Origin of the sequence: Myroides oncorhynchi, assembly GCF_020905415.1 — a bacterium.
GTDB lineage: Bacteria > Bacteroidota > Bacteroidia > Flavobacteriales > Flavobacteriaceae > Flavobacterium > Flavobacterium oncorhynchi_A.
Genome location: NZ_JAJJMP010000001.1, coordinates 1,175,313 through 1,195,865, shown reverse-complemented (window position 1 = coordinate 1,195,865; position 20,553 = coordinate 1,175,313). Strand labels below are relative to the sequence as shown.

The window sequence follows — 20,553 nt, the reverse complement described above, 5'->3', positions numbered from 1 at the left end:
GAATCAGGGTTAGTCAAATACTATAAAGAAGTATGTAAAACAAAAAAGCGTTATACAGCCTAGGCTATATAACGCATCTATATAATATTTAAGAACAAAGTTTACTCTGTCTTAGAATTGTCTTGAGTATTCTCGTTCTTAGTAGTTTGTTGGGCATTTGTGTCTTTAGTAGCATCTTTAAATTCTTTGATACCAGTACCTAGACCCTTCATTAGTTCAGGAATTTTCTTACCTCCGAACAATAAAAGAACAATAGCTACAATAATAACTACTTGCCATGGTCCAACCATTCCTAAAAATATGTGTAACGAGTTCATAATAATCTGTTTGAAACATTAATTGGAGACAAATATAGTAAGAAAAATATAAAACGCTTATTCATAAAAGGTTTTATTTAACTTTTAACGTTTTTGTAGTTCTATTTTTTCCTATTATATTGTGAATATTTAGATAAAGAGTCTAAGCCAAATTTTATAATTATTATATTTGTGTAGTAATACTATGTATAGATGTTAGGAAAGGGCAACAAAAGTAAAAAGTGGAAAAGTACACTTCTAAGTAAATATCGCATTGTTATAGTTAATGATAAAACTTTTGAAGACGTTAAGTCTTTTAAGTTGAATTTGCTTAATGTTTTTGGAGCAAGTACTACTTTGGTATTCCTTTTTATATTATCCACAGTGCTCTTGCTGGTATTAACACCCCTTAAAGAATATATTCCTGGTTATTCTTCAGCAGAATTGAAGCAGAGAGCGGTAGAGTTAGCATTAAAAGTAGATTCGTTAGAGAATGAGTCTATTCGAAATCAAAAATATCTTAATGCAGTTAAGAGTGCGTTGCTTGGCGAAATACAAGTTACAGAAGCTAGTATCGACTCTTTAAAACTAACACAAAAACCTTTGAATCAGATTGAACATAAGGAGCCTAGTGATACAGATTTAAAGCTTAGAGAAATGGTGAGATTAGAAGATAAGTATAATATCTTCGAAGAGAGTAAACCTAAAGTTAGTCAAGTCTTGTTTAGCCCTATAAATGCTGAGGTAGTCAAGAAGTATGATAGTCGTACGATGCATTTTGGTATTGATTTTAGAGCACCTGCTAATACACCTATCAAAGCAATAGGAAGAGGAACCGTCTTATTTGTAGATTGGACTATTAAAGATGGGTTTACTATTATCTTATTGCATGATGAAGGATTGATTTCCGTTTATAAGCATTTAACATCACTTACTAAAGGAGAATATGAAAGTGTTCGGTCTGGAGAGGTTATTGGTTTGTTTGATGGAAGCAGTGAAGCTACAGCATTAAATTCTTCTACTAAGTATTTTCACTTTGAATTATGGAAGGATTCATATCCTTTAGATAGTTCATTATTTATAGATCTTGAATAAAAAAATATGTCAATAAAGTCATTTGCTGCAAAAATATTTGCTTCAATTATAGATAAGAAAACACAAAAATGGGTTACTAATCCTATTAATACACAAAAGGAAGTTTTTGAACAGTTGATTAAAGATGCTAAACATACAGCATTTGGAAAAGATCATAATTTTGCTTATATTAATAGCTACGAAGATTTTGTAAAGCAAGTACCTGTGCGAGACTATGAAGGACTAAAACCTTATGTAGATAGAGTAGTAGCTGGAGAAAAAGATGTGCTTTGGACAGGACAACCGTTGTACTTCGCAAAAACTTCGGGTACAACTTCGGGAGCTAAATATATTCCATTGACTAAAGAGTCTATGCCTTATCATATTGAGGCAGCACGTAATGCTATCTTAGCTTATATACATGAAACTGGTAAAGCAGACTTTGTAGATGGCAAGATGATATTCTTGCAAGGTAGTCCTATACTCGATGAAAAGAATGGTATTAAGTTAGGAAGGCTATCTGGAATAGTGGCACATTATGTTCCTGCGTATCTACAGAAAAACAGATTACCTAGCCTAGAGACGAACTGCATTGAAGATTGGGAAACTAAGGTGGATGCAGTAGTTGAGGAAACTGTTGATCAGAACATGAGTGTAATCTCTGGTATCCCAAGTTGGGTACAAATGTATTTCGAGAAGCTTAAAGAGAGAAAAGGTATGCCAGTAGGAGATATCTTCCCAAATTTTAATTTGTTTATATATGGAGGTGTGAATTATGAACCTTATCGAAGTAAGTTTGAACAAATGATAGGACGTAAAGTTCCATCGATAGAATTGTTTCCTGCTTCTGAAGGGTTCTTTGCTTATCAGGATACACAGACTGAAAAGGGGATGTTGTTACTGCTAAATGCTGGTATCTTTTATGAGTTTATAAAAGTAGACGAATTCTTTAATGAGAATGCTAAGCGATATACAATAGGTGAAGTAGAGTTAGGGGTAAATTATGTATTGATTATCTCTACCAATGCTGGACTATGGGGCTATAACATTGGAGATACGGTACAGTTCGTTAATCTAAAGCCTTACAGAGTAGTAGTGTCAGGACGTATTAAACATTTTATATCAGCTTTTGGAGAACATGTAATTGGCAAGGAAGTTGAGTCAGCTATACAAGAAGCAATGGAAGGTAGTGATGTAACTGTAAATGAGTTTACCGTAGCGCCACAGATTAACCCTGAGGAGGGATTGCCTTATCACGAGTGGCTGATAGAGTTTGGTAATGAACCTGAAGATTTAGAGGCTTTTTCTTTAAAGGTAGATAGTGCACTGAGAAAACAGAATATGTATTATGATGACTTAATAGTAGGAAAGGTATTGAGAACATTAGTCATCTCTAGAGTAAAACAAGATGGCTTTCAGGAATATATGAAGAGTATAGGAAAGCTAGGAGGGCAAAATAAATTGCCAAGATTAAGCAATGATAGGAACATTGCTGATCGATTAAAATTATATTAGTAAAATAGAAAAATAAGACGTAAAAAAGGAGAAGTATATGAAAGAGATAAAAAATATATCTAGAACGAGAGCACAAGTGTCGTCTGCAGCCGTAGAGCGTATGTATATTACAATGCGCCATTTGTTTAACAGAGGTTTTTATAAACCGATGGGGGTGTCTGGTGATACGTTAAGAGAAGCACTGTTAGAATTGCGTCCAGAAATATATGGTACAATAGCAGAGGAGAAAGTTGAGTTAAATGGATTATTATACGTTATAGAACGCCTTCCGATTGGGATAGAGGAATGCCGTTATATCAACTTGACATCTGACGAAGGTTATTCTTTCTCTCATTTTACTGCAATAGTACCGCCGAAAAGAAGAAGAAACTGTTACCGAATAGATGAAGAACAAATGAATATTGAGATTACTAGAGGTAGATCAGATATTTATGATGTATTGACACACTTGACTTTTATATTCATCGAGTCACATAAGATTAAAGATCGTGTGCTTATAGGAGAAGACGGAAAAGTAACAAGGGACTGGAAAAAAATAGAAACAGGAGCAAATAAGAAAGAACCATTAGAATTAGAAGAGAAAGAGGTAGTAATGTCTCATTTATCTAATGTATTAGGACGCTCTTTTGCTGAGGTATTAGATATATATGAGAAGTTCGCTATACCTGAGAATCCTGATCGTTTCTTAGATGTAATCTATTGGTTAGGAAAATTAGCAATAGAGGAAGAGGTAGATAATGATAAACGTACTATTACGTTTAGTCCACTCTTAAGAGAGCGTTTAGGTCATCATATTTATGGTGAGATGTGGTCTGATAGAATTAAGGAGGTACTAACAGAAAAAGGTCTATTAGAACGCCCTATCCACGTAATCAGTGCGAATATGCACAGTGTAATGAACTCAATCTTCGCACCTGCAGTAGTAAAGAGTGAATTAGAAGTGAGTTCTGAACTAGAGGTATACGAAGAGCTAAGTAAGCCAGAGAACAAACATCTTAGAGATCTTGTGAATGAGCGTGCTGAAAGAGAAGGTATGGTGTTCTTAAAAGATGAATCAGGTACTAATATCGATGTACAAATCTTCGATACAGCGATGATTAATCTTAAAGATACAAACTTCAAAACAGCATTAATAGATGGAGAATATCCTGTGATTATCGTGATGGATTACGCCTTCGGTGAGCAAGCTTATGAGACTATTGATGAGCTCCTAAAACCGTATAAAAAGACTACTATGATAGATGTAGAGTCTGTATCTATCATGGGGAAAGCAGGTATATTAGTTGGGGATAAAGGAGATATTATGATTCCATTTGCTCATATTAATGAGGGAACAGGAGATAACTATCCATTCGATAACGAACTAACTGTAGATATGTTTAAGAATGATGATATTCCAGTATTCGGAGGAACGATGGTTACTGTATTAGGAACGTCACTTCAGAATAAAGACTTATTAAAATTCTTCCATGATTCTACTTGGGGTGTAATCGGCCTAGAGATGGAAGGAGCACATTATCAAAAAGCGATACAGTCTGCTTCTAAAATTAGAAAAAGTATCAATCCAAATGTAAAAGTAAGATATGCATACTATGCTTCTGATAATCCATTAGAAACAGGTAGTACTCTTGCATCAGGAGGATTAGGTACAACAGGAGTAAAACCTACATACTTAATCACAATTAAGATATTAGAACAGATATTTAACGTTAAGTAATTATTACTTAAATGAATTAAGATAAGTTAAAGCCATAGTAAAGATTTCTTTACTATGGCTTTTTGTTTTTTTTATATGTTCAATTGTGATTTTAAATGTAATTTTATAAACTTAGAATTTATTAGATAAGAATGAAAGTTATCAGCACACCTATTAGCGATTGTTTAATAATAGAACCTAAAGTGTTCTGCGATGAGAGAGGGTATTTTTTTGAGAGTTTTAATGAAAGTGTTTTTGAGAAGGAGACAGGATTATCTGTGCGCTTTATTCAAGATAATCAATCTAAGTCTTCAAAAGGAGTTCTTAGAGGACTTCATTATCAAAGAGGAGAGTATCAGCAGGCAAAATTAGTACATGTATTACAAGGTGAAGTATTAGATGTCGTTGTAGATTTACGTACGGACTCTATTACGTATGGACAACATTTTACACAAGTGTTGTCTGAGGATAACTTTAAGCAAGTTTTTATCCCTAGAGGATGTGCACATGGGTTTCTAGTAAGAAGTGAAACTGCAATATTTGCGTATAAGTGTGATAATATCTATAATAAAGAGTCTGAGGGGGGAATTATATATAATGATCCTAGTTTGGGTATTAATTGGGACTTTGACTTGAAGGATATTATAGTATCAGAAAAAGATGCAGTTTTGCCTATATTTAAAAATGCTTTAGCACTATGATTAAAGTATTAGTAACGGGAGCAAAAGGTCAGACGGGTCAGTGCTTACAATCTATTGCTAATGAATACAGTGATATGGAATTTGTTTTTCTAAATTCAAAAGAACTAGACCTTACTAATGCAAATCAGATTGAAGAAGTATTTAGTAATCAACAACCTGATTACTGTATTAATCTTGCTGCTTATACTGCGGTAGATAAAGCAGAGGATGAGGTAGAATTGGCTTATAAGGTTAATGCCTCGGCAGTATTGTCATTAGCTGAGATGTGTACTAAATATCGTGTTACCTTAGTTCATATATCTACTGATTTTATCTTTGGTGGAGAGAAGAATACTCCTTACACAATATCGGATATACCTAATCCTATCAATGTATATGGGGCATCTAAGCTAAAAGGAGAGGAATATATTAAGGCGTCATTAGAGAAGTTCTATATCGTGCGTACATCTTGGGTTTATTCTGATTACGGACATAATTTTAAGAACACGATGCTTAGACTAGCGCAGACTCGAGATGAAATTAGCGTAGTGAATGATCAGATAGGTAGCCCTACCCATGCTGTTGATTTATGTCATTTTATATTGATTTTAGTGAGAGAGAATAAGGCGTATGGTGTCTATAATTATAGAGGATCAGTGATTTGTACATGGTACGATTTTGCTATATCTATATTTAAAGAGAGTAGTATAGACATAAAGGTTAATCCCATAAGTACAGAGGAGTATCCTACTAAGGCTAGAAGACCTAGATATAGTGTATTAGAGTTGTAGAGCTAAGTATGTCTAGTTTTAGCTTATTTATGGTGTTATCATTATTGATTTGGTTTAATTTTGTGTGATTAAAGTTTGATATAAGAATGAAAAGAGTATTAATTACTGGAGCAGCAGGTTTTTTAGGATCTCATTTATGTGATAGATTTATTAAAGAAGGATATCACGTTATTGGGATGGATAATTTAATAACAGGAGATCTAAAAAATATAGAACATCTATTCAAACTTGAAAATTTTGAGTTTTACCATCATGATGTGACTAAGTTTGTTAATGTTCCTGGACAATTAGACTATATATTGCATTTTGCCTCACCAGCAAGTCCTATTGATTATTTAAAGATTCCTATTCAAACTTTAAAAGTAGGTTCTTTAGGAACCCATAATTTGTTGGGATTAGCTCGTGTCAAAGGAGCTAGGATATTGATAGCATCTACTTCTGAGGTTTATGGAGATCCATTAGTACATCCCCAGACTGAAGAATACTATGGCAATGTCAATACAATAGGACCTAGAGGGGTATATGATGAAGCAAAGCGTTTTCAAGAATCTATAACGATGGCGTATCATACATTCCACAATGTAGAAACTAGAATAGTAAGAATATTTAATACCTATGGGCCTAGGATGCGTTTAAATGATGGAAGAGTTATTCCTGCATTTATAGGACAGGCTCTAAGGGGAGAAGATTTGACAGTTTTTGGAGATGGAAGCCAGACAAGGTCATTTTGTTATGTAGATGATCAGGTTGAGGGTATATATAGGTTATTACTATCAAACTACAATTTACCTGTTAATATTGGTAATCCAGATGAAATTACTATTCTCGACTTTGCAAAAGAGATAATTGCTTTGACTAATTCTGAGCAAAAGATAGTTTACAAAGATTTGCCAGTTAATGATCCTTTACAGAGATGTCCAGATATTACAAAAGCAAAGAATATTCTAGACTGGACACCTCAAATAGGAAGAAGTCAAGGGATGAAAATAACTTATGAATATTTCAAGACTTTTTCAGATTGTGATTTATTAAAAGAAGAACACAAAGATTTTTCAAAGTATATTTATTAGAACAGAACCTATAGATAAGAAGAGAATACGTATAGTATTAACAATACTATTTTTACGAGAAGATAAGATAAAAGTATCTAGTTTAAATTAGATGCTTTTATTTTATACGTTACTTTCGTTATTGTCTTATTTATATTTATTTTTGATGCTTAATAACAAACAACACAATTAATGAAAATTTTACTATTAGGTTCAGGAGGACGTGAGCACGCACTTGCTTGGAAAATGCTTCAAAGTTCTAAATGTGAAGAGTTATTCGTAGGTCCAGGTAATGCTGGTACTGCGAAGATAGCGAAGAATGTAAATGTCAATCCAAATGACTTCGAGGCAGTGAAAGCTACTGTTCTGGAACTAAAGATTGATATGGTGGTGGTAGGACCTGAAGACCCACTTGTAAAAGGAATTGTTGATTTCTTTAAAAAAGATGAACAAGTCAATCATATTCCTGTTATAGGACCATCTATGAAGGGGGCTCAATTAGAAGGAAGTAAAGACTTTGCTAAAGAGTTTTTGTTTAAACACAATATACCAACTGCGGCCTATGCTACATTCACGAAAGATACAGTAGAGGAAGGGAAGAGATTCTTAGAGACACTTAAAGCTCCTTATGTATTGAAAGCGGATGGATTAGCTGCAGGTAAGGGAGTAGTAATCTTAGAAGACATCAATGAAGCTAAAGCTGAACTTGAGAATATGTTAGTAGATGCTAAGTTTGGCGATGCAAGTTCTAAAGTAGTTATTGAAGAATTCTTGTCTGGTATAGAGCTTAGTTGTTTTGTACTAACAGATGGTAAGTCTTATAAATTATTGCCTACAGCTAAAGACTATAAACGTATTGGCGAAGGAGATAAAGGATTGAATACAGGAGGTATGGGGGCAGTTTCTCCAGTTCCTTTTGCGACACCTGAGTTCTTAAAGAAAGTGGAAGATAGAGTTGTTATTCCTACTGTTAGAGGATTACAAGAAGATAAATTAGATTTCAAAGGTTTCGTATTTATTGGTATTATTAAGGTAGGAGATGATCCTTATGTTATTGAGTATAATGTACGTATGGGAGATCCAGAGACTGAGGTCGTAATGCCAAGAGTTAAAACTGACTTAGTAGATCTTTTTGAAGCTGTAGCGAATGAGACTTTAGGTAATATGGATATTGAGCTTGACGAACGTACAGCGACTACTGTTATGTTAGTATCGGGTGGATATCCTGAAGACTACGAGAAAGGAAAAGTGATTACTGGGATAGAAGATGTAGAAGATTCTATCGTATTCCATGCTGGAACAGCTCTTAAAGATGGAGAAGTAGTGACTAATGGAGGACGTGTATTAGCAGTGACTTCTTTTGGAAATACTTATGATGAGGCATTAAAAAAATCTTATCAAAATATAGACAAGCTAAATTTCGATAAGATTTATTTCCGTTCAGATATAGGTTTCGATTTGTAAAAATCGAAACTATTTTAAAAATGAGTGGGCTGTAGTATCTTGGTTATCTTCATTATTTGCCTTGAACATTTTTAGTTGTTTCAACCAAAAAACGAAAAAGTAACAAGTAATAAGGATAAACGCCCAAGTAATAATATTTGCAGTCCACCAATTTGTTAATTCTAATTTTGCAAAAAGATCCATTGGAATAAATAGAACTTTTTCAAATAGGAATCCTAAACCAAGAAAAAATGAAGTCATCGTACTTTATTTTAAATTAAATAAAACTATTTTATCAATCCGTTACTAGAGATATCCTACTTTGAAAAAGTGAGAATAGCTTAAGTATGTACAAAAATATAAAATATATAAATGTTAGCAAGTATTTTTAGTAAAACAAAACCAATTAATTACATTATACTGACCATCTTAATCTTATTGATCAGTGTTTTGTATCTATTTATAGACCAAGATCAGTTGATTTGGACTAGTTATGAATTTGGTAAAAGAACTGTTTTATTAGGCTTGTTGATGGTAATGATGTTCTTATCACAGTTCGTCGTTACTAAGAATAGGTTAGTGAAGGATAATGCATATGTTCCTTTGCTATTTGTCTCTTTTCTAATGCTCTTCCCTACGGTTTTAGTACATAGTAAGGTTATTATAGCTAATTACTTTGTTATGCTTGCTTTGCGTAGAATATTTTCTTTGCATTCACTTAACCAATCCAAAGAGAAAATATTCGATACTTCGTTATGGATATTTGTAGCGAGTTTATTCCATTTTTGGAGTGTATTATTCTTTTTACTTCTTTTTGTTGCTATAGCTTTTTTTGGAACCAAAGATTATCGCAACTGGTTTATACCTGTTATCGCTTTCTTTTGTGTGTCAATATTCTTAGAGATCTATCTAGTGATAGAGAATATCAGTTATTATGATTGGTTTTGGGATAAGTGTAGAGTGAGTTTTGACTTTATGTACTTTGAGAATCAGTATCAAAACATTTCATTAGCAGTATTTGTACCTATTGCTTTGCTGTTTTTTGTTAGTCAAGCGCTAACGATTTCTTCAAAACCATATAATATGCAAGGAACCTATAAGAAAATCATTTTGTCATTCCTTATAGGTATTGCGATATATGTTGTTTCGGCTGATAAGAATAATGGAACACTTCTTTTTACATTCTTTCCTTTATCAGTGTTGGGAGCTAACTACATTGAGAGTATCCCTCAGAGATGGAGAAGAGAAGCTGTCGTATACAGTGTATTTGGACTAGGAGTATTCTTTTATATCATGCAGCTAATACTATAATTTGTGTCCATAAGCTAAATCTCCTGCGTCTCCTAGACCTGGTACGATATAGTTATGGTCATCTAGTTTCTCATCTAATGTAGCTACCCATAAATTCACATTGTCAGGAAGATTCTCTTCTAAGAACTTGATTCCTTCTGGAGCAGCGATAACTACTGCGATATGTAGTTCTTTTGGCTTTTCTTCAGCCATTAATTTGTTGATCACAGCTACTAGAGATTGTCCTGTAGCTAACATTGGATCGATAAGGATTAGTATCTTATCTTGGAATGAAGGTGCAGCTTGATATTCTACTAAGATCTCACTTGCCTCTCCATGTTTTCCATGACGACGATAAGCGGATACGAATCCATTCTCAGCATTGTCATAGAAGTTCATAAACCCTGTGTGTAGTGCTAATCCTGCGCGTAGGATAGAACATAATACTACATTGTCTTCGATACACGTTGTGTGTTTTACCCCTAATGGTGTCTGTACAGCAATATCCTTAAACGGCAATTTCTTACTTAGCTCATAAGCCATAATCTCACCGATACGCTCGATGTTTTTTCTGAAGCGCATACTATCTTTTTGGATAACGACGTCTCTTAATTGTGCTAAAAAGTGGTTTAGAATACTGTTTTCTGCGGAAATATAATGAATTTTCATCTCGGTATAATTAGTACGATAAAGGTATAAAAACTATATTTGTAAATAAAATATTTAGTATGTTTTCAGAATTAGCATTTCCAATATTCGAAGAGAGTATTCGCGACTATCATAAATTTGATAATGTTGATCAACCAATCAACAATCCATATCCAAAAGATGATATCAAACATTTATTGTATTTAAAGAACTGGATTGACACTGTACAATGGCATTTCGAAGATATTATTCGCGATCCACAGATTGATCCTGTAGCAGCGCTAACTCTAAAAAGAAGAATTGATGCTTCTAATCAAGAACGTACAGATATGGTAGAGTATATCGATAGCTATTTCTTACAACTACATAAAGATGTACAAGTAAAAGCGGGTGCTAAGATTAATTCTGAAAGTCCTGCGTGGGCTATTGACAGACTTTCTATCTTATCTCTTAAGATTTATCATATGAATGAAGAGGCTACAAGAGCTGAAGCTACTCAAGATCACAGAGATAAATGTCAAGTTAAGTTAGACGTTCTTTTAGAACAAAAGAAAGATTTAACTACCGCTATTGATGACTTATTAAATGATATCGCTAGTGGAGACAAGTACATGAAAGTGTATAAACAAATGAAAATGTACAATGACGAGGAATTAAATCCAGTGTTGTATCAAAACAAGAAATAATTATATCTTTGATAAAAATATATAGAAAGCGTGAGTCATCACGCTTTTCTTGTTCTTAACCTAATTTAATCTGTTGTGGCACAGTTGAAACATATATCGGTATTTAGATTGTCTGCTATGGGGGATGTCGCTATGACTGTACCTGTAGTTCGTGCTTTAATAGCACAGCATCCTGATGTTCGAGTTACTATTGTATCTCGTCCTTTTTTTAAACCATTCTTTAAGGATATAGATAGAGTCGAATTTTTTGCAATAGATGTAAAGAAAAGACACAAAGGCTTCTTGGGATTAATCCGCTTATTTAGTGATCTGAAGAAGCTGAAAGTTGACTATTTTGCCGATTTTCACAATGTTCTTCGCTCACAGATTATCCGTACACTTTTTAGTTTGACAGGAGTCAAAGTGGCTGCTTTAGACAAGGGAAGAGAAGGGAAAAAAGAATTGACTCGTGCAGAGAATAAGGTATTTAAACAGTTGCCTACGATGTTCTCTAATCATCAGTCAACCCTTGCAAAACTTGGATTTAATGTTGATTTAACTAATCCACAGTTTCCAGAAATACCAGCATTAGCGTCAGAACTATTACAGTATGTAAAAGAGAAAGATACGATATGGATAGGTATAGCTCCTTTCGCACAATATGAGACTAAAGTATACCCATTAAACTTTATGCAACAGGTAGTAGATACTCTTGCTGAGCGTGAGAAGTCTATTATTTTCTTGTTTGGAGGTGGAGAGAAAGAGATTGCATTATTAAACCAATTGAAGCGAGATAATTATAATGTAATCGTGATGGCTGGTAAGGTGAAGTTTGATGTAGAAATCAACCTGATTCAGCATTTAGACGCTATGTTATCTATGGATTCAGGAAATGCACATATCGCAGCTATGCTTGGCAAGAAAGTTGTTACGTTATGGGGGGCAACACATCCTTATGCGGGGTTTGCACCATTTAATCAGCCTGCGGATTATTGTATCACAGCAGATAGAGAAAAATACCCATTATTACCTACTTCAGTGTATGGAAATAAGAAGGTAGAAGGGTATGAAGAAGCAATGTACACCATAGATCCACAAATAGTGTGTGATAAGATAATTGAAGTAATTAAATCAGATAAATAATTGTATTTTTGCAATATAAAACATTGACTATGAACATAGCAGATTATATTAGAGATATTCAAGATTTTCCGAAGGAAGGTATAGGCTTTAAAGATATCACTCCATTATTAAATGACCATGCTGCCATGCTGGAAGCTGCTAAGCAATTATTAGCATTAGTAGGTGATAAGAAGATAGATAGAGTAGTGGGTATGGAGAGTAGAGGTTACTTTTTTGCTACTTTGTTAGCAGAGAAATTAGGTGCTGGTTTTGTCCCTGTGCGTAAGCCAGGTAAACTACCTTTTGACACTATATCTGAAGCCTATGGTTTAGAGTACGGAACAGATGTTTTAGAGATACACACTGATTCGATTAAGCCAGGAGAGAAAGTACTTATCCATGATGATGTATTAGCTACAGGTGGTACCGCAGGAGCTGTATGTAAATTAGTAGAACGCCTTGGAGGGGAGATAGTACAAGTTAACTTCTTAATGGAGCTTTCGTTCTTACACGGAAGAGACAAGTTAGGTAACTATGAGGTAAAGAGCTTGATTAGCTACTAAATACATTGATATATACGATTTAGGGCCTATCCAATATCTTATAACATAAGGTATCGGATAGGTTTTTTTTTGACTTTTGGTTTGGGTGAGTCCATAGTGAGTCCATTAAAACAGCGTTTTTAATGGACTCACTATGGACTTACTATGTAGTTATTATTCATTCATATGGAATGAGAATGCGATAAGATAGTATTTGAATTAGGGGGGAGTAAAACAAGTAAGAATTACTTATTTATTGACTCTATTTTGTGTCTGTAATCCTCTTATTTAGGAAAATAGAAGGTATAATCATCACTGGGAAATGAGTGATTTTGTTTGCAACAAAGTTAATTAATAAAAAGATAAATTTAGAAGCTATTCGACGTAAAATAATAGATATACTATGTTGCTTCTTAAAAGTAATTTTTATTAATTCCTTATAATCTCTTAATTTATAAGGGATTGAAAGGTGTTTTAATTTTTTAAGAAAACACTTGCAAAATCAAATAATAATTAGAAAACTTTGTTCATGCTTATTAAGCAGAGAATTAACTTATGAACAGAACCGGTTTAAATATAACTTTTATTTCTAACAACCTTGCTCTAGCAATTGTTGCGGTTACTTCTGTTTCTATATCGCGGTCAACTCGCGTCCGGGCTTAATCTTTTTTAGCCTTTTTTAGATATAATGTCTTTTTTGGCATTATATCTGTACATATATCATTGATTTTTAATGCTTTTTCATACAGTCTGAGGATTATTGTACCTATTTGGTATTAATACCTTGACTCGTTTGATTCTTAATCACTTGTTTTGAAATGAATTCAAGTCAGTTTATCGTTATTCCTGCGAATGAAACACACGTAGGATATGCGGAACAAATTTGTGAAGAAATGGCTCAGTCTGCTCTAGCTAGAGGGACTGGTATCGCTAGAAGAAAACCAGAGTACGTTGCCAATAAAATGGTTGAAGGTAAGGCTGTTATCGCCCTACATGTAGATGGTACTTGGGCTGGTTTTTGCTACATCGAGACTTGGAGTCACGGTGATTATGTAGCCAATTCTGGACTGATTGTTAATCCTGTTTTTAGAAAAGAGGGATTGGCTAAAGCGATTAAGAAATGCGTATTCGACCTATCGAGAACAAAATATCCAAAGGCTAAAATATTCGGCTTAACTACTGGTTTTGCTGTAATGAAGATCAACTCAGATTTAGGGTATGAACCTGTTCCTTATTCAGAATTAACTCAAGATGAGACATTCTGGAAAGGGTGTGAGAGCTGTGTGAACTTCCAAATATTACAAAGTAAGGAAAAGAAGAACTGTCTGTGTACAGCAATGCTTTGGAACCCTGAAGACAAAGAAAAGGAGCTTCGGAATAAAATAGACCAAAAGACCAAAGCAAAAGAGCGACTTAAGAACATGCAAAAGAAAGTCTCTTTGCTTAAAAGATTGCAATTGCAATTAAAGAAAACAGTCAAAAAAACAAATCTATTTTAATTTTTAAACACATCGATCATGAACAATAAAAAAGTAGTATTAGCATTTAGTGGAGGATTAGACACTAGTTTCTGTGTAATTTATTTAAAAGAAGAATTAGGGTATGAGGTACACTCTGTAGCAGTTAACACTGGAGGATTTGATGCAGAAGAGGTTAAAGCTATTGAGGAGAGAGCTTTTGCTTTAGGTGTAGCATCTCACAAGACTATAGACGAAACGGAAGATTACTATAATGACAGTGTGAAATACTTGATATTCGGAAACGTTTTAAAGAATGCGACTTATCCATTATCAGTGAGTGCAGAGCGTGTATGCCAGGCTACAGCTATCGCTAACTACGCTAAGAAGATTGGTGCTGAGGCAGTGGCTCACGGTAGTACAGGAGCTGGAAATGACCAAGTGCGTTTCGATATGATCTTTAATATATTAGTGCCTAATGTTCAGATTATTACGCCGATTAGAGATCTAAAATTAAGCAGAGAGAAAGAGATTGCGTTTTTACAAAAACACGGTGTCGAAATCAATGCAGAGAAAGCTAAATATTCAATTAATAAAGGATTATGGGGAACTTCAGTAGGAGGAAAAGAAACCCTAACTTCTAATCTATATTTACCTGAGGCGGCATGGCCTACACCGATTACAAAATCAACTCCTGAAACAGTGGAAATCGAATTTGAAAAAGGGGAGCCTGTGGCGTTAAATGGTAAGAAACTTAAACCTACTGAGGTCATCCAACAGTTGCAAGATATGGCTCAACCATTTGGTATCGGTAGAGATATTCACGTAGGGGATACGATTATCGGGATCAAAGGAAGAGTTGGTTTTGAGGCAGCAGGACCTATCATCCTTGTAAAAGCACACCACACTTTAGAGAAGCACACGTTGACAAAATGGCAACTAAGTTGGAAAGAGCAGTTGGCTTCTTTCTACGGTAACTACCTACACGAAGGACAATTTCACGATCCAGTGATGAGAGATATGGAAGCATTCTTAACGAGTACACAGCAGACTGTAAGTGGTAAAGTGATCGTAGAGTTGCACCCACATCGTTTCGTAGTGATAGGTATAGAGTCAGCACATGACCTAATGTCTAATAAATTTGGTAGCTACGGAGAGATGAATAATGCTTGGTCAGGTGAGGACGTAAAAGGGTTCTCTAAGATATTCGGAAACCAAGTAATGATTTGGCATAAAGTTAATAACCAAGACCAAGAATAATATGCAAGAGATAAAAGTAGGAATAGTAGGGGGTGCAGGTTATACAGGAGGAGAGTTATTGCGTTTATTGCTACCTCATCCCGCAGTAGAGATTGCCTTTGTACACTCTAACAGTAGTGCGGGTAAGCCTGTGTATGATGTACACAGCGACTTATTTGGCGATACGGATTTGCACTTTACTAATGTGTTGATGGACGATATAGATGTATTGTTCTTGTGTATGGGACATGGTGATTCTAAAGTATTCTTAGCAGAGAATAAGATAGATAAAGAGATCAAGATCATTGACCTTAGTCAGGATTTTAGATTAAAAGAGACAGCAGGTGAGTTCGTTTATGGATTGCCTGAGTTGAATAAAGAGAAGATAAAGAAGGCACATTATATCGCTAATCCGGGTTGTTTTGCTACAGCATTACAGTTGGCGTTATTGCCATTAGCTGATGCAGGTAAGTTGCCTGAGTCTGTTTATATCAATGCGCTGACAGGATCTACAGGAGCAGGACAGAGTTTATCTTCTACTTCTCACTTTAGCTGGAGAGCGAATAATGTATCAGTATATAAAGCATTCACTCACCAACATTTAAATGAGATAGGAGAAAGCCTTGTACAGCTACAGCTTGATTATGTAAAGAACATCAAGTTTATACCTGAACGTGGAGATTTTGCGAGAGGGATATTTGCAAGTGTGATGTTTGAATCGACTTTATCAGTAGAAGAGCTTTACGCAATGTATACTAACTACTATGCACCTCATCCTTTTACGCATGTTAGCAAGAAAGGAATTGATTTAAAGCAAGTAGTTAATACCAATAAATGCCTTGTGTCTATTGTGAAGGAAGGTAATGATGTGTTGATAACGAGTGCTATAGATAACCTATTAAAAGGGGCAAGTGGACAAGCTGTTCAAAATATGAACTTGTTATTCGGATTAGAAGAGAATACAGGTTTACAACTTAAAGCTTCGGCTTTCTAAAGAGAAGTAATTATGATGAAATTATATGATGTATATCCCCTAAACCCTATCGAAATAGTAAGAGGTCAAGGGAGTTATGTATATGACAACAAAGGTCAAGAGTACTTAGATTTATATGGTGGACACGCTGTGATCTCTATTGGACACACACATCCACACTATGTGAAAAGGGTAACAGACCAATTAAATAAAATAGGATTCTATTCTAATTCGATAGAAATTCCTCTTCAGCAGGAGTTAGCTGCTTTATTAGGAGAAGTAGCAGGATTAGATAAATACCAATTATTCTTGTGTAATTCTGGTGCTGAAGCAAATGAAAATGCTTTAAAGTTAGCTTCTTTTTACAATGGAAAGAAGAAAGTAATCGCTTTTGACAAGGCGTTTCACGGTAGAACATCTCTTGCGGTATCAGCTACTGACAACCCAAAGATAGTTGCTCCAGTGAATCAAACGGATAATATCGTGTTCTTACCATTTAATGATGAACAAGCGCTTGAAACAGCATTTGCGGCTTATGGCGATGAAGTTACAGCAGTTATTATTGAAGCAATTCAAGGTGTAGGAGGTATTAAGGTAGCTACAGATAGCTTCTTAGCGAAGATCAAAAGCTTAACTACAAAGTATGGAGCAGTGTTTATAGCTGATGAAGTGCAGTGTGGATATGGGCGTACTGGTCAGTTCTATGGAGTGAATGATGGTGGCGTAGAAGCTGATATTTATACGATGGCTAAAGGGATGGGGAATGGATTTCCTATTGGTGCGATTGCTATCGGTGAGCAGTTTAAACCTTGGCATGGACAGTTAGGTACGACTTTTGGGGGTAATCACTTAGCATGTGCAGCCGCATTATCTGTATTAGAAGTAATGAAGCAAGATAACCTAATGGCAAATACAGCTAAGGTAGGAAATTACTTAATTAGTGAATTAAAGAAAATGGATAAGATACAGGAAGTAAGAGGGAAAGGATTAATGATCGGAATAGACCTTGCTCCTGAATTAAAAGATGTTCGTAAAGAACTTTTAGTGAAAGATCACATCTTTACAGGGACAGCAAGTCCTAATGTAATTCGGCTGTTGCCAGCATTAAATCTAACTCAAGTAGAGGCTGATTTATTCTTGGACAAATTCAACAGCAGATTACAACAATTCTAAAAAGACAATTACAATGAAACAATTTTTCTCCGTTAACGATATATCATCTCTATCTAATGCTGTAAAAGACGCATTAGCATGTAAGGCAAATCCTTTTGCAGAAGAGACTCTTGGTAAGCATAAGACGATAGGTTTAGTATTCTTAAACCCAAGTTTGCGTACGAGGATGAGTACTCAGAAGGCTGCGGCTAACTTAGGGATGAATGTTATGGTGATGAATATGACATCTGATGGATGGGCTTTAGAGACGAAAGACGGTGTCGTGATGGATGGAAATACAGCAGAACATATTAGAGAAGCTGCAGCTGTGATGGGGGAGTACTGTGATATCTTAGGACTTCGTTCTTTCCCAGGACTTAAAGATGCAGAAGAGGATTATAGTGAAGAGCTATTTAGCAAGTTCGCTAAATATTGTGGAAAACCTGTAGTGAGTTTAGAGAGTGCGACAAGACATCCTTTACAGAGTTTTACGGACTTAATCACTATCGTAGAGCACTTTGATTATAAATATGACGAAGCACAAGAGAAGTTAGTCCCTCAAGGGAAGAAACCTAAAGTAGTACTTACTTGGGCTCCTCACGTAAAGGCATTGCCACAGGCAGTACCGAACTCTTTCGCAGAGTGGATGTGTAGAGCACAAGCAGAAGGTCTTGTTGATTTTGTAGTTACTCATCCTGAAGGATATGCGCTTAAAGAAGAGTTTACTCAAGGGGCGACAGTGACTATGAATCAAGATGAGGCATTAGCTGATGCAGATTTCATCTATGTAAAAAACTGGTCAAGTTATGAAAACTACGGACAGATAACATGTACAGACTCTTCTTGGATGTTAACTTTAGATAAATTAAAGGCAACTAACCAAGCGAAAGTAATGCACTGTCTGCCGGTTAGACGTGATTTAGTAATCTCTTCTGAAGTATTAGATAGTGAGCACGCTATCGTGATCCAAGAAGCGGGTAACAGAGTATGGGCTGCACAGTCAGTATTAAAAGAAATGCTTAAAAAACAATAATTATGCAAAGCCTTACAGTTATTAAGATAGGAGGGAATATCGTTGATAATGAGTCTGCGTTAAGCGTTTTTTTAGACACTTATGCAAAAATAGAAGGACCGAAGGTCTTAGTGCATGGTGGTGGAAAGTTAGCTACGCGTATGGCTACGCAGTTGGGGATAGAAACTCAAATGGTCAATGGGCGTCGTATCACAGATGATGCGATGTTACCCATAGCTGTAATGGTGTATGCAGGATTAATAAATAAACAAATCACGGCTCAGCTTCAGGCGAGAGGTTGTGATGCGATGGGAATCTCAGGAGCAGATGCTAAGCTTATACAGAGTCGTAAACGCCCTATAGAACCAATTAATTATGGTTATGTGGGAGATTTTGAAGCAAGCGATGTGAATGTGGTTCGTCTAAAACAATTGATAGAGATTGGGATTAACCCTGTATTCTCTGCAATTACGGCTGATAAGGAAGGCCAACTACTAAACACTAATGCAGATACCATAGCTTCTAATTTAGCTGTTGCTTTAGCTGCTGAATACAAGGTGGCTTTAGTGTACTGTTTTGAACGCAAAGGTGTGTTGCAAGACATGAACAACGAAGACTCTGTGATAACGACCATTAATCAAGAGAACTTCACACAACTAAAACAACAAGGGGTGATAGCAGATGGTATGTTGCCAAAGATAACAAACGCTTTGGCGGCTGTCAACCAAGGAGTAAACAGAGTATGTATCAAGAAGGCTGAGGATCTATTAGATGAAATGGCTGGTACTACGATTAAACTCTAAAAACAGAATAAAACACAAAGACCACTAACTATTAGATAACCATAATGAAAGATAACTTATCACAACAGGCTATAGCTTTATTAGAGCAGTTAATAGCTACTCCATCATTTAGTAAGGAAGAACACCTTACTTCTGATCTTATTTCTAATTTCTTAGAGAAGCATGGAGTATCTATACACCGAGAACTTTTTAATGTTTGGGCTTTTAATAAACATTATGATCCGAGTAAACCGACTATTCTATTAAACTCTCACCACGATACGGTGAGACCGAATAAAGATTATACTCGTGACCCTTTTAAACCTGAGGTGATAGATGGAAAATTATATGGATTAGGGAGTAATGATGCAGGGGGATGCTTAGTATCGCTTATCGCTACATTTCTTTATTTCTACGAGCAAGAAGGGTTAAAATATAACTTCTGTATCGCTGCTACGGCAGAAGAAGAGATATCGGGTAATGATGGCTTAGAATATGTAATACCTAAATTAGGAGAATTAGAGTTCGCTATTGTAGGAGAACCTACACAAATGCACTTAGCTGTAGCAGAACGTGGACTAATGGTACTCGACTGTGTAGCTCATGGGCGCTCAGGACATGCAGCGCGTAATGAAGGAGATAATGCGATATTTAAAGCGATAAAAGATATAGAGTGGTTTAATACCTATCAGTTCCCTAAGGTATCTGAAGAGTTTGGACCGATTAAGATGAGTGTAACGATGATCAACGCAGGTACACAACATAACGTGGTTCCATCTACATGTGACTTCGTGGTGGATGTACGTGTGACAGATGCTTATACGAACGAAGAGGTGTTAGATATGGTCAGAAAACACGTAGACTGTGATGTCAATGCGCGTTCTACTCGATTAAAACCATCTTCGATAGCAAAGGATCATCCGATCGTACAGGCGGGTATCGCATTAGGCAGAACGACTTATGGTTCGCCGACTACGAGTGACCAAGCTTTATTAAGTATTCCATCGCTTAAGTGTGGACCTGGAGACTCTGCTCGCTCACATACAGCAGACGAATTCGTCTATGTAAATGAGATCGAAGAGGGAATAGCCTTGTATATAGAGATGTTAAAACAAATCGTGTAGCAA

General features: G+C 35.5%; 21 protein-coding genes. 18 read left to right on the top strand and 3 right to left on the bottom strand.

The annotated features are described in order from the left end of the window. Nucleotides 1-101: 101 nt before the first annotated feature. A complete protein-coding gene (locus LNQ81_RS05265) occupies nucleotides 102-317 on the bottom strand; it encodes a Sec-independent protein translocase subunit TatA/TatB (protein ID WP_229945110.1) in 216 nt (71 codons plus the stop codon). Between the two features lie 192 nt (nucleotides 318-509). Here LNQ81_RS05265 and LNQ81_RS05260 point away from each other — a divergent pair, with 192 nt between their 5' ends. From LNQ81_RS05260 to purD, 7 genes are all read left to right on the top strand, one after another. After that, entirely contained in the window at nucleotides 510-1,391 is an 882-nt protein-coding gene (locus LNQ81_RS05260) for a murein hydrolase activator EnvC family protein (protein WP_229945109.1), read from the top strand. A 6-nt stretch (nucleotides 1,392-1,397) separates the two neighbouring features. Beyond that, nucleotides 1,398-2,885, top strand: a complete 1,488-nt coding sequence (locus tag LNQ81_RS05255; RefSeq protein WP_229945108.1) for a GH3 auxin-responsive promoter family protein — start codon at nucleotides 1,398-1,400, stop codon at nucleotides 2,883-2,885. 37 nt (nucleotides 2,886-2,922) lie between these two features. After that, nucleotides 2,923-4,602, top strand: a complete 1,680-nt coding sequence (locus LNQ81_RS05250) for a DUF6909 family protein (protein WP_229945107.1) — start codon at nucleotides 2,923-2,925, stop codon at nucleotides 4,600-4,602. Nucleotides 4,603-4,733: 131 nt separating this feature from the next. Next, the gene (gene rfbC, locus LNQ81_RS05245; protein WP_229945106.1) at nucleotides 4,734-5,282 is read left to right on the top strand and encodes a dTDP-4-dehydrorhamnose 3,5-epimerase; all 549 of its coding nucleotides are present in this window, start codon (nucleotides 4,734-4,736) and stop codon (nucleotides 5,280-5,282) included. After that, a complete protein-coding gene (gene rfbD, locus LNQ81_RS05240; protein ID WP_229945105.1) occupies nucleotides 5,279-6,052 on the top strand; it encodes a dTDP-4-dehydrorhamnose reductase in 774 nt (257 codons plus the stop codon). The genes rfbC and rfbD overlap by 4 nt, the downstream gene beginning before the upstream one ends. A gap of 86 nt (nucleotides 6,053-6,138) precedes the next feature. Further along, on the top strand, nucleotides 6,139-7,122 hold the full coding sequence (locus LNQ81_RS05235) for a UDP-glucuronic acid decarboxylase family protein (RefSeq protein ID WP_229945104.1): 984 nt from the start codon (nucleotides 6,139-6,141) through the stop codon (nucleotides 7,120-7,122). Between the two features lie 171 nt (nucleotides 7,123-7,293). Continuing rightward, complete coding sequence (gene purD / locus LNQ81_RS05230) at nucleotides 7,294-8,565, top strand: phosphoribosylamine--glycine ligase (RefSeq protein WP_229945103.1); 1,272 nt, start codon at nucleotides 7,294-7,296, stop codon at nucleotides 8,563-8,565. Nucleotides 8,566-8,574: 9 nt separating this feature from the next. On the opposite strand, the gene LNQ81_RS05225 is transcribed toward purD, so the two are convergent. Further along, nucleotides 8,575-8,805, bottom strand: a complete 231-nt coding sequence (locus LNQ81_RS05225) for a DUF6341 family protein (RefSeq protein WP_229945102.1) — start codon at nucleotides 8,803-8,805, stop codon at nucleotides 8,575-8,577. 111 nt (nucleotides 8,806-8,916) lie between these two features. Between LNQ81_RS05225 and LNQ81_RS05220 the strand changes: the two genes are divergently transcribed. Next, a complete protein-coding gene (locus tag LNQ81_RS05220) occupies nucleotides 8,917-9,855 on the top strand; it encodes a DUF6427 family protein (protein ID WP_229945101.1) in 939 nt (312 codons plus the stop codon). Here LNQ81_RS05220 and upp read toward each other — a convergent pair. Continuing rightward, a complete protein-coding gene (upp, locus tag LNQ81_RS05215) occupies nucleotides 9,850-10,503 on the bottom strand; it encodes a uracil phosphoribosyltransferase (protein ID WP_121965659.1) in 654 nt (217 codons plus the stop codon). The genes LNQ81_RS05220 and upp overlap by 6 nt on opposite strands. A gap of 59 nt (nucleotides 10,504-10,562) precedes the next feature. Here upp and LNQ81_RS05210 point away from each other — a divergent pair, with 59 nt between their 5' ends. The 10 genes from LNQ81_RS05210 to LNQ81_RS05165 all read left to right on the top strand — a co-directional run bounded on the left by LNQ81_RS05210 (nucleotide 10,563) and on the right by LNQ81_RS05165 (nucleotide 20,550). Continuing rightward, nucleotides 10,563-11,168, top strand: coding sequence for a DUF4254 domain-containing protein (locus tag LNQ81_RS05210; protein WP_229945100.1), 606 nt, complete (start codon nucleotides 10,563-10,565; stop codon nucleotides 11,166-11,168). A gap of 75 nt (nucleotides 11,169-11,243) precedes the next feature. Further along, a complete protein-coding gene (locus tag LNQ81_RS05205; RefSeq protein ID WP_229945099.1) occupies nucleotides 11,244-12,290 on the top strand; it encodes a glycosyltransferase family 9 protein in 1,047 nt (348 codons plus the stop codon). A 29-nt stretch (nucleotides 12,291-12,319) separates the two neighbouring features. Next, nucleotides 12,320-12,832 carry an adenine phosphoribosyltransferase gene (locus LNQ81_RS05200; protein WP_229945098.1) on the top strand — a complete coding sequence of 171 codons (513 nt, stop codon included), beginning with the start codon at nucleotides 12,320-12,322 and terminating at the stop codon, nucleotides 12,830-12,832. 797 nt (nucleotides 12,833-13,629) lie between these two features. Next, entirely contained in the window at nucleotides 13,630-14,310 is a 681-nt protein-coding gene (locus tag LNQ81_RS05195) for a GNAT family N-acetyltransferase (RefSeq protein WP_229945097.1), read from the top strand. Nucleotides 14,311-14,328: 18 nt separating this feature from the next. Further along, the gene (gene argG, locus LNQ81_RS05190) at nucleotides 14,329-15,528 is read left to right on the top strand and encodes an argininosuccinate synthase (protein ID WP_229945096.1); all 1,200 of its coding nucleotides are present in this window, start codon (nucleotides 14,329-14,331) and stop codon (nucleotides 15,526-15,528) included. 1 nt (nucleotide 15,529) lies between these two features. Then, entirely contained in the window at nucleotides 15,530-16,501 is a 972-nt protein-coding gene (argC, locus tag LNQ81_RS05185) for an N-acetyl-gamma-glutamyl-phosphate reductase (RefSeq protein WP_229945095.1), read from the top strand. A gap of 12 nt (nucleotides 16,502-16,513) precedes the next feature. Next, nucleotides 16,514-17,653, top strand: coding sequence for an aspartate aminotransferase family protein (locus tag LNQ81_RS05180; protein ID WP_229945094.1), 1,140 nt, complete (start codon nucleotides 16,514-16,516; stop codon nucleotides 17,651-17,653). Nucleotides 17,654-17,666: 13 nt separating this feature from the next. After that, on the top strand, nucleotides 17,667-18,665 hold the full coding sequence (locus LNQ81_RS05175) for a Rossmann-fold NAD(P)-binding domain-containing protein (RefSeq protein WP_229945093.1): 999 nt from the start codon (nucleotides 17,667-17,669) through the stop codon (nucleotides 18,663-18,665). A 2-nt stretch (nucleotides 18,666-18,667) separates the two neighbouring features. Beyond that, nucleotides 18,668-19,447: an acetylglutamate kinase gene (gene argB, locus LNQ81_RS05170; protein ID WP_229945092.1), complete on the top strand. Its 780-nt coding sequence runs from the start codon at nucleotides 18,668-18,670 to the stop codon at nucleotides 19,445-19,447. 44 nt (nucleotides 19,448-19,491) lie between these two features. After that, entirely contained in the window at nucleotides 19,492-20,550 is a 1,059-nt protein-coding gene (locus LNQ81_RS05165) for a M20 family metallo-hydrolase (RefSeq protein ID WP_229945091.1), read from the top strand. Nucleotides 20,551-20,553 lie beyond the last annotated feature (3 nt).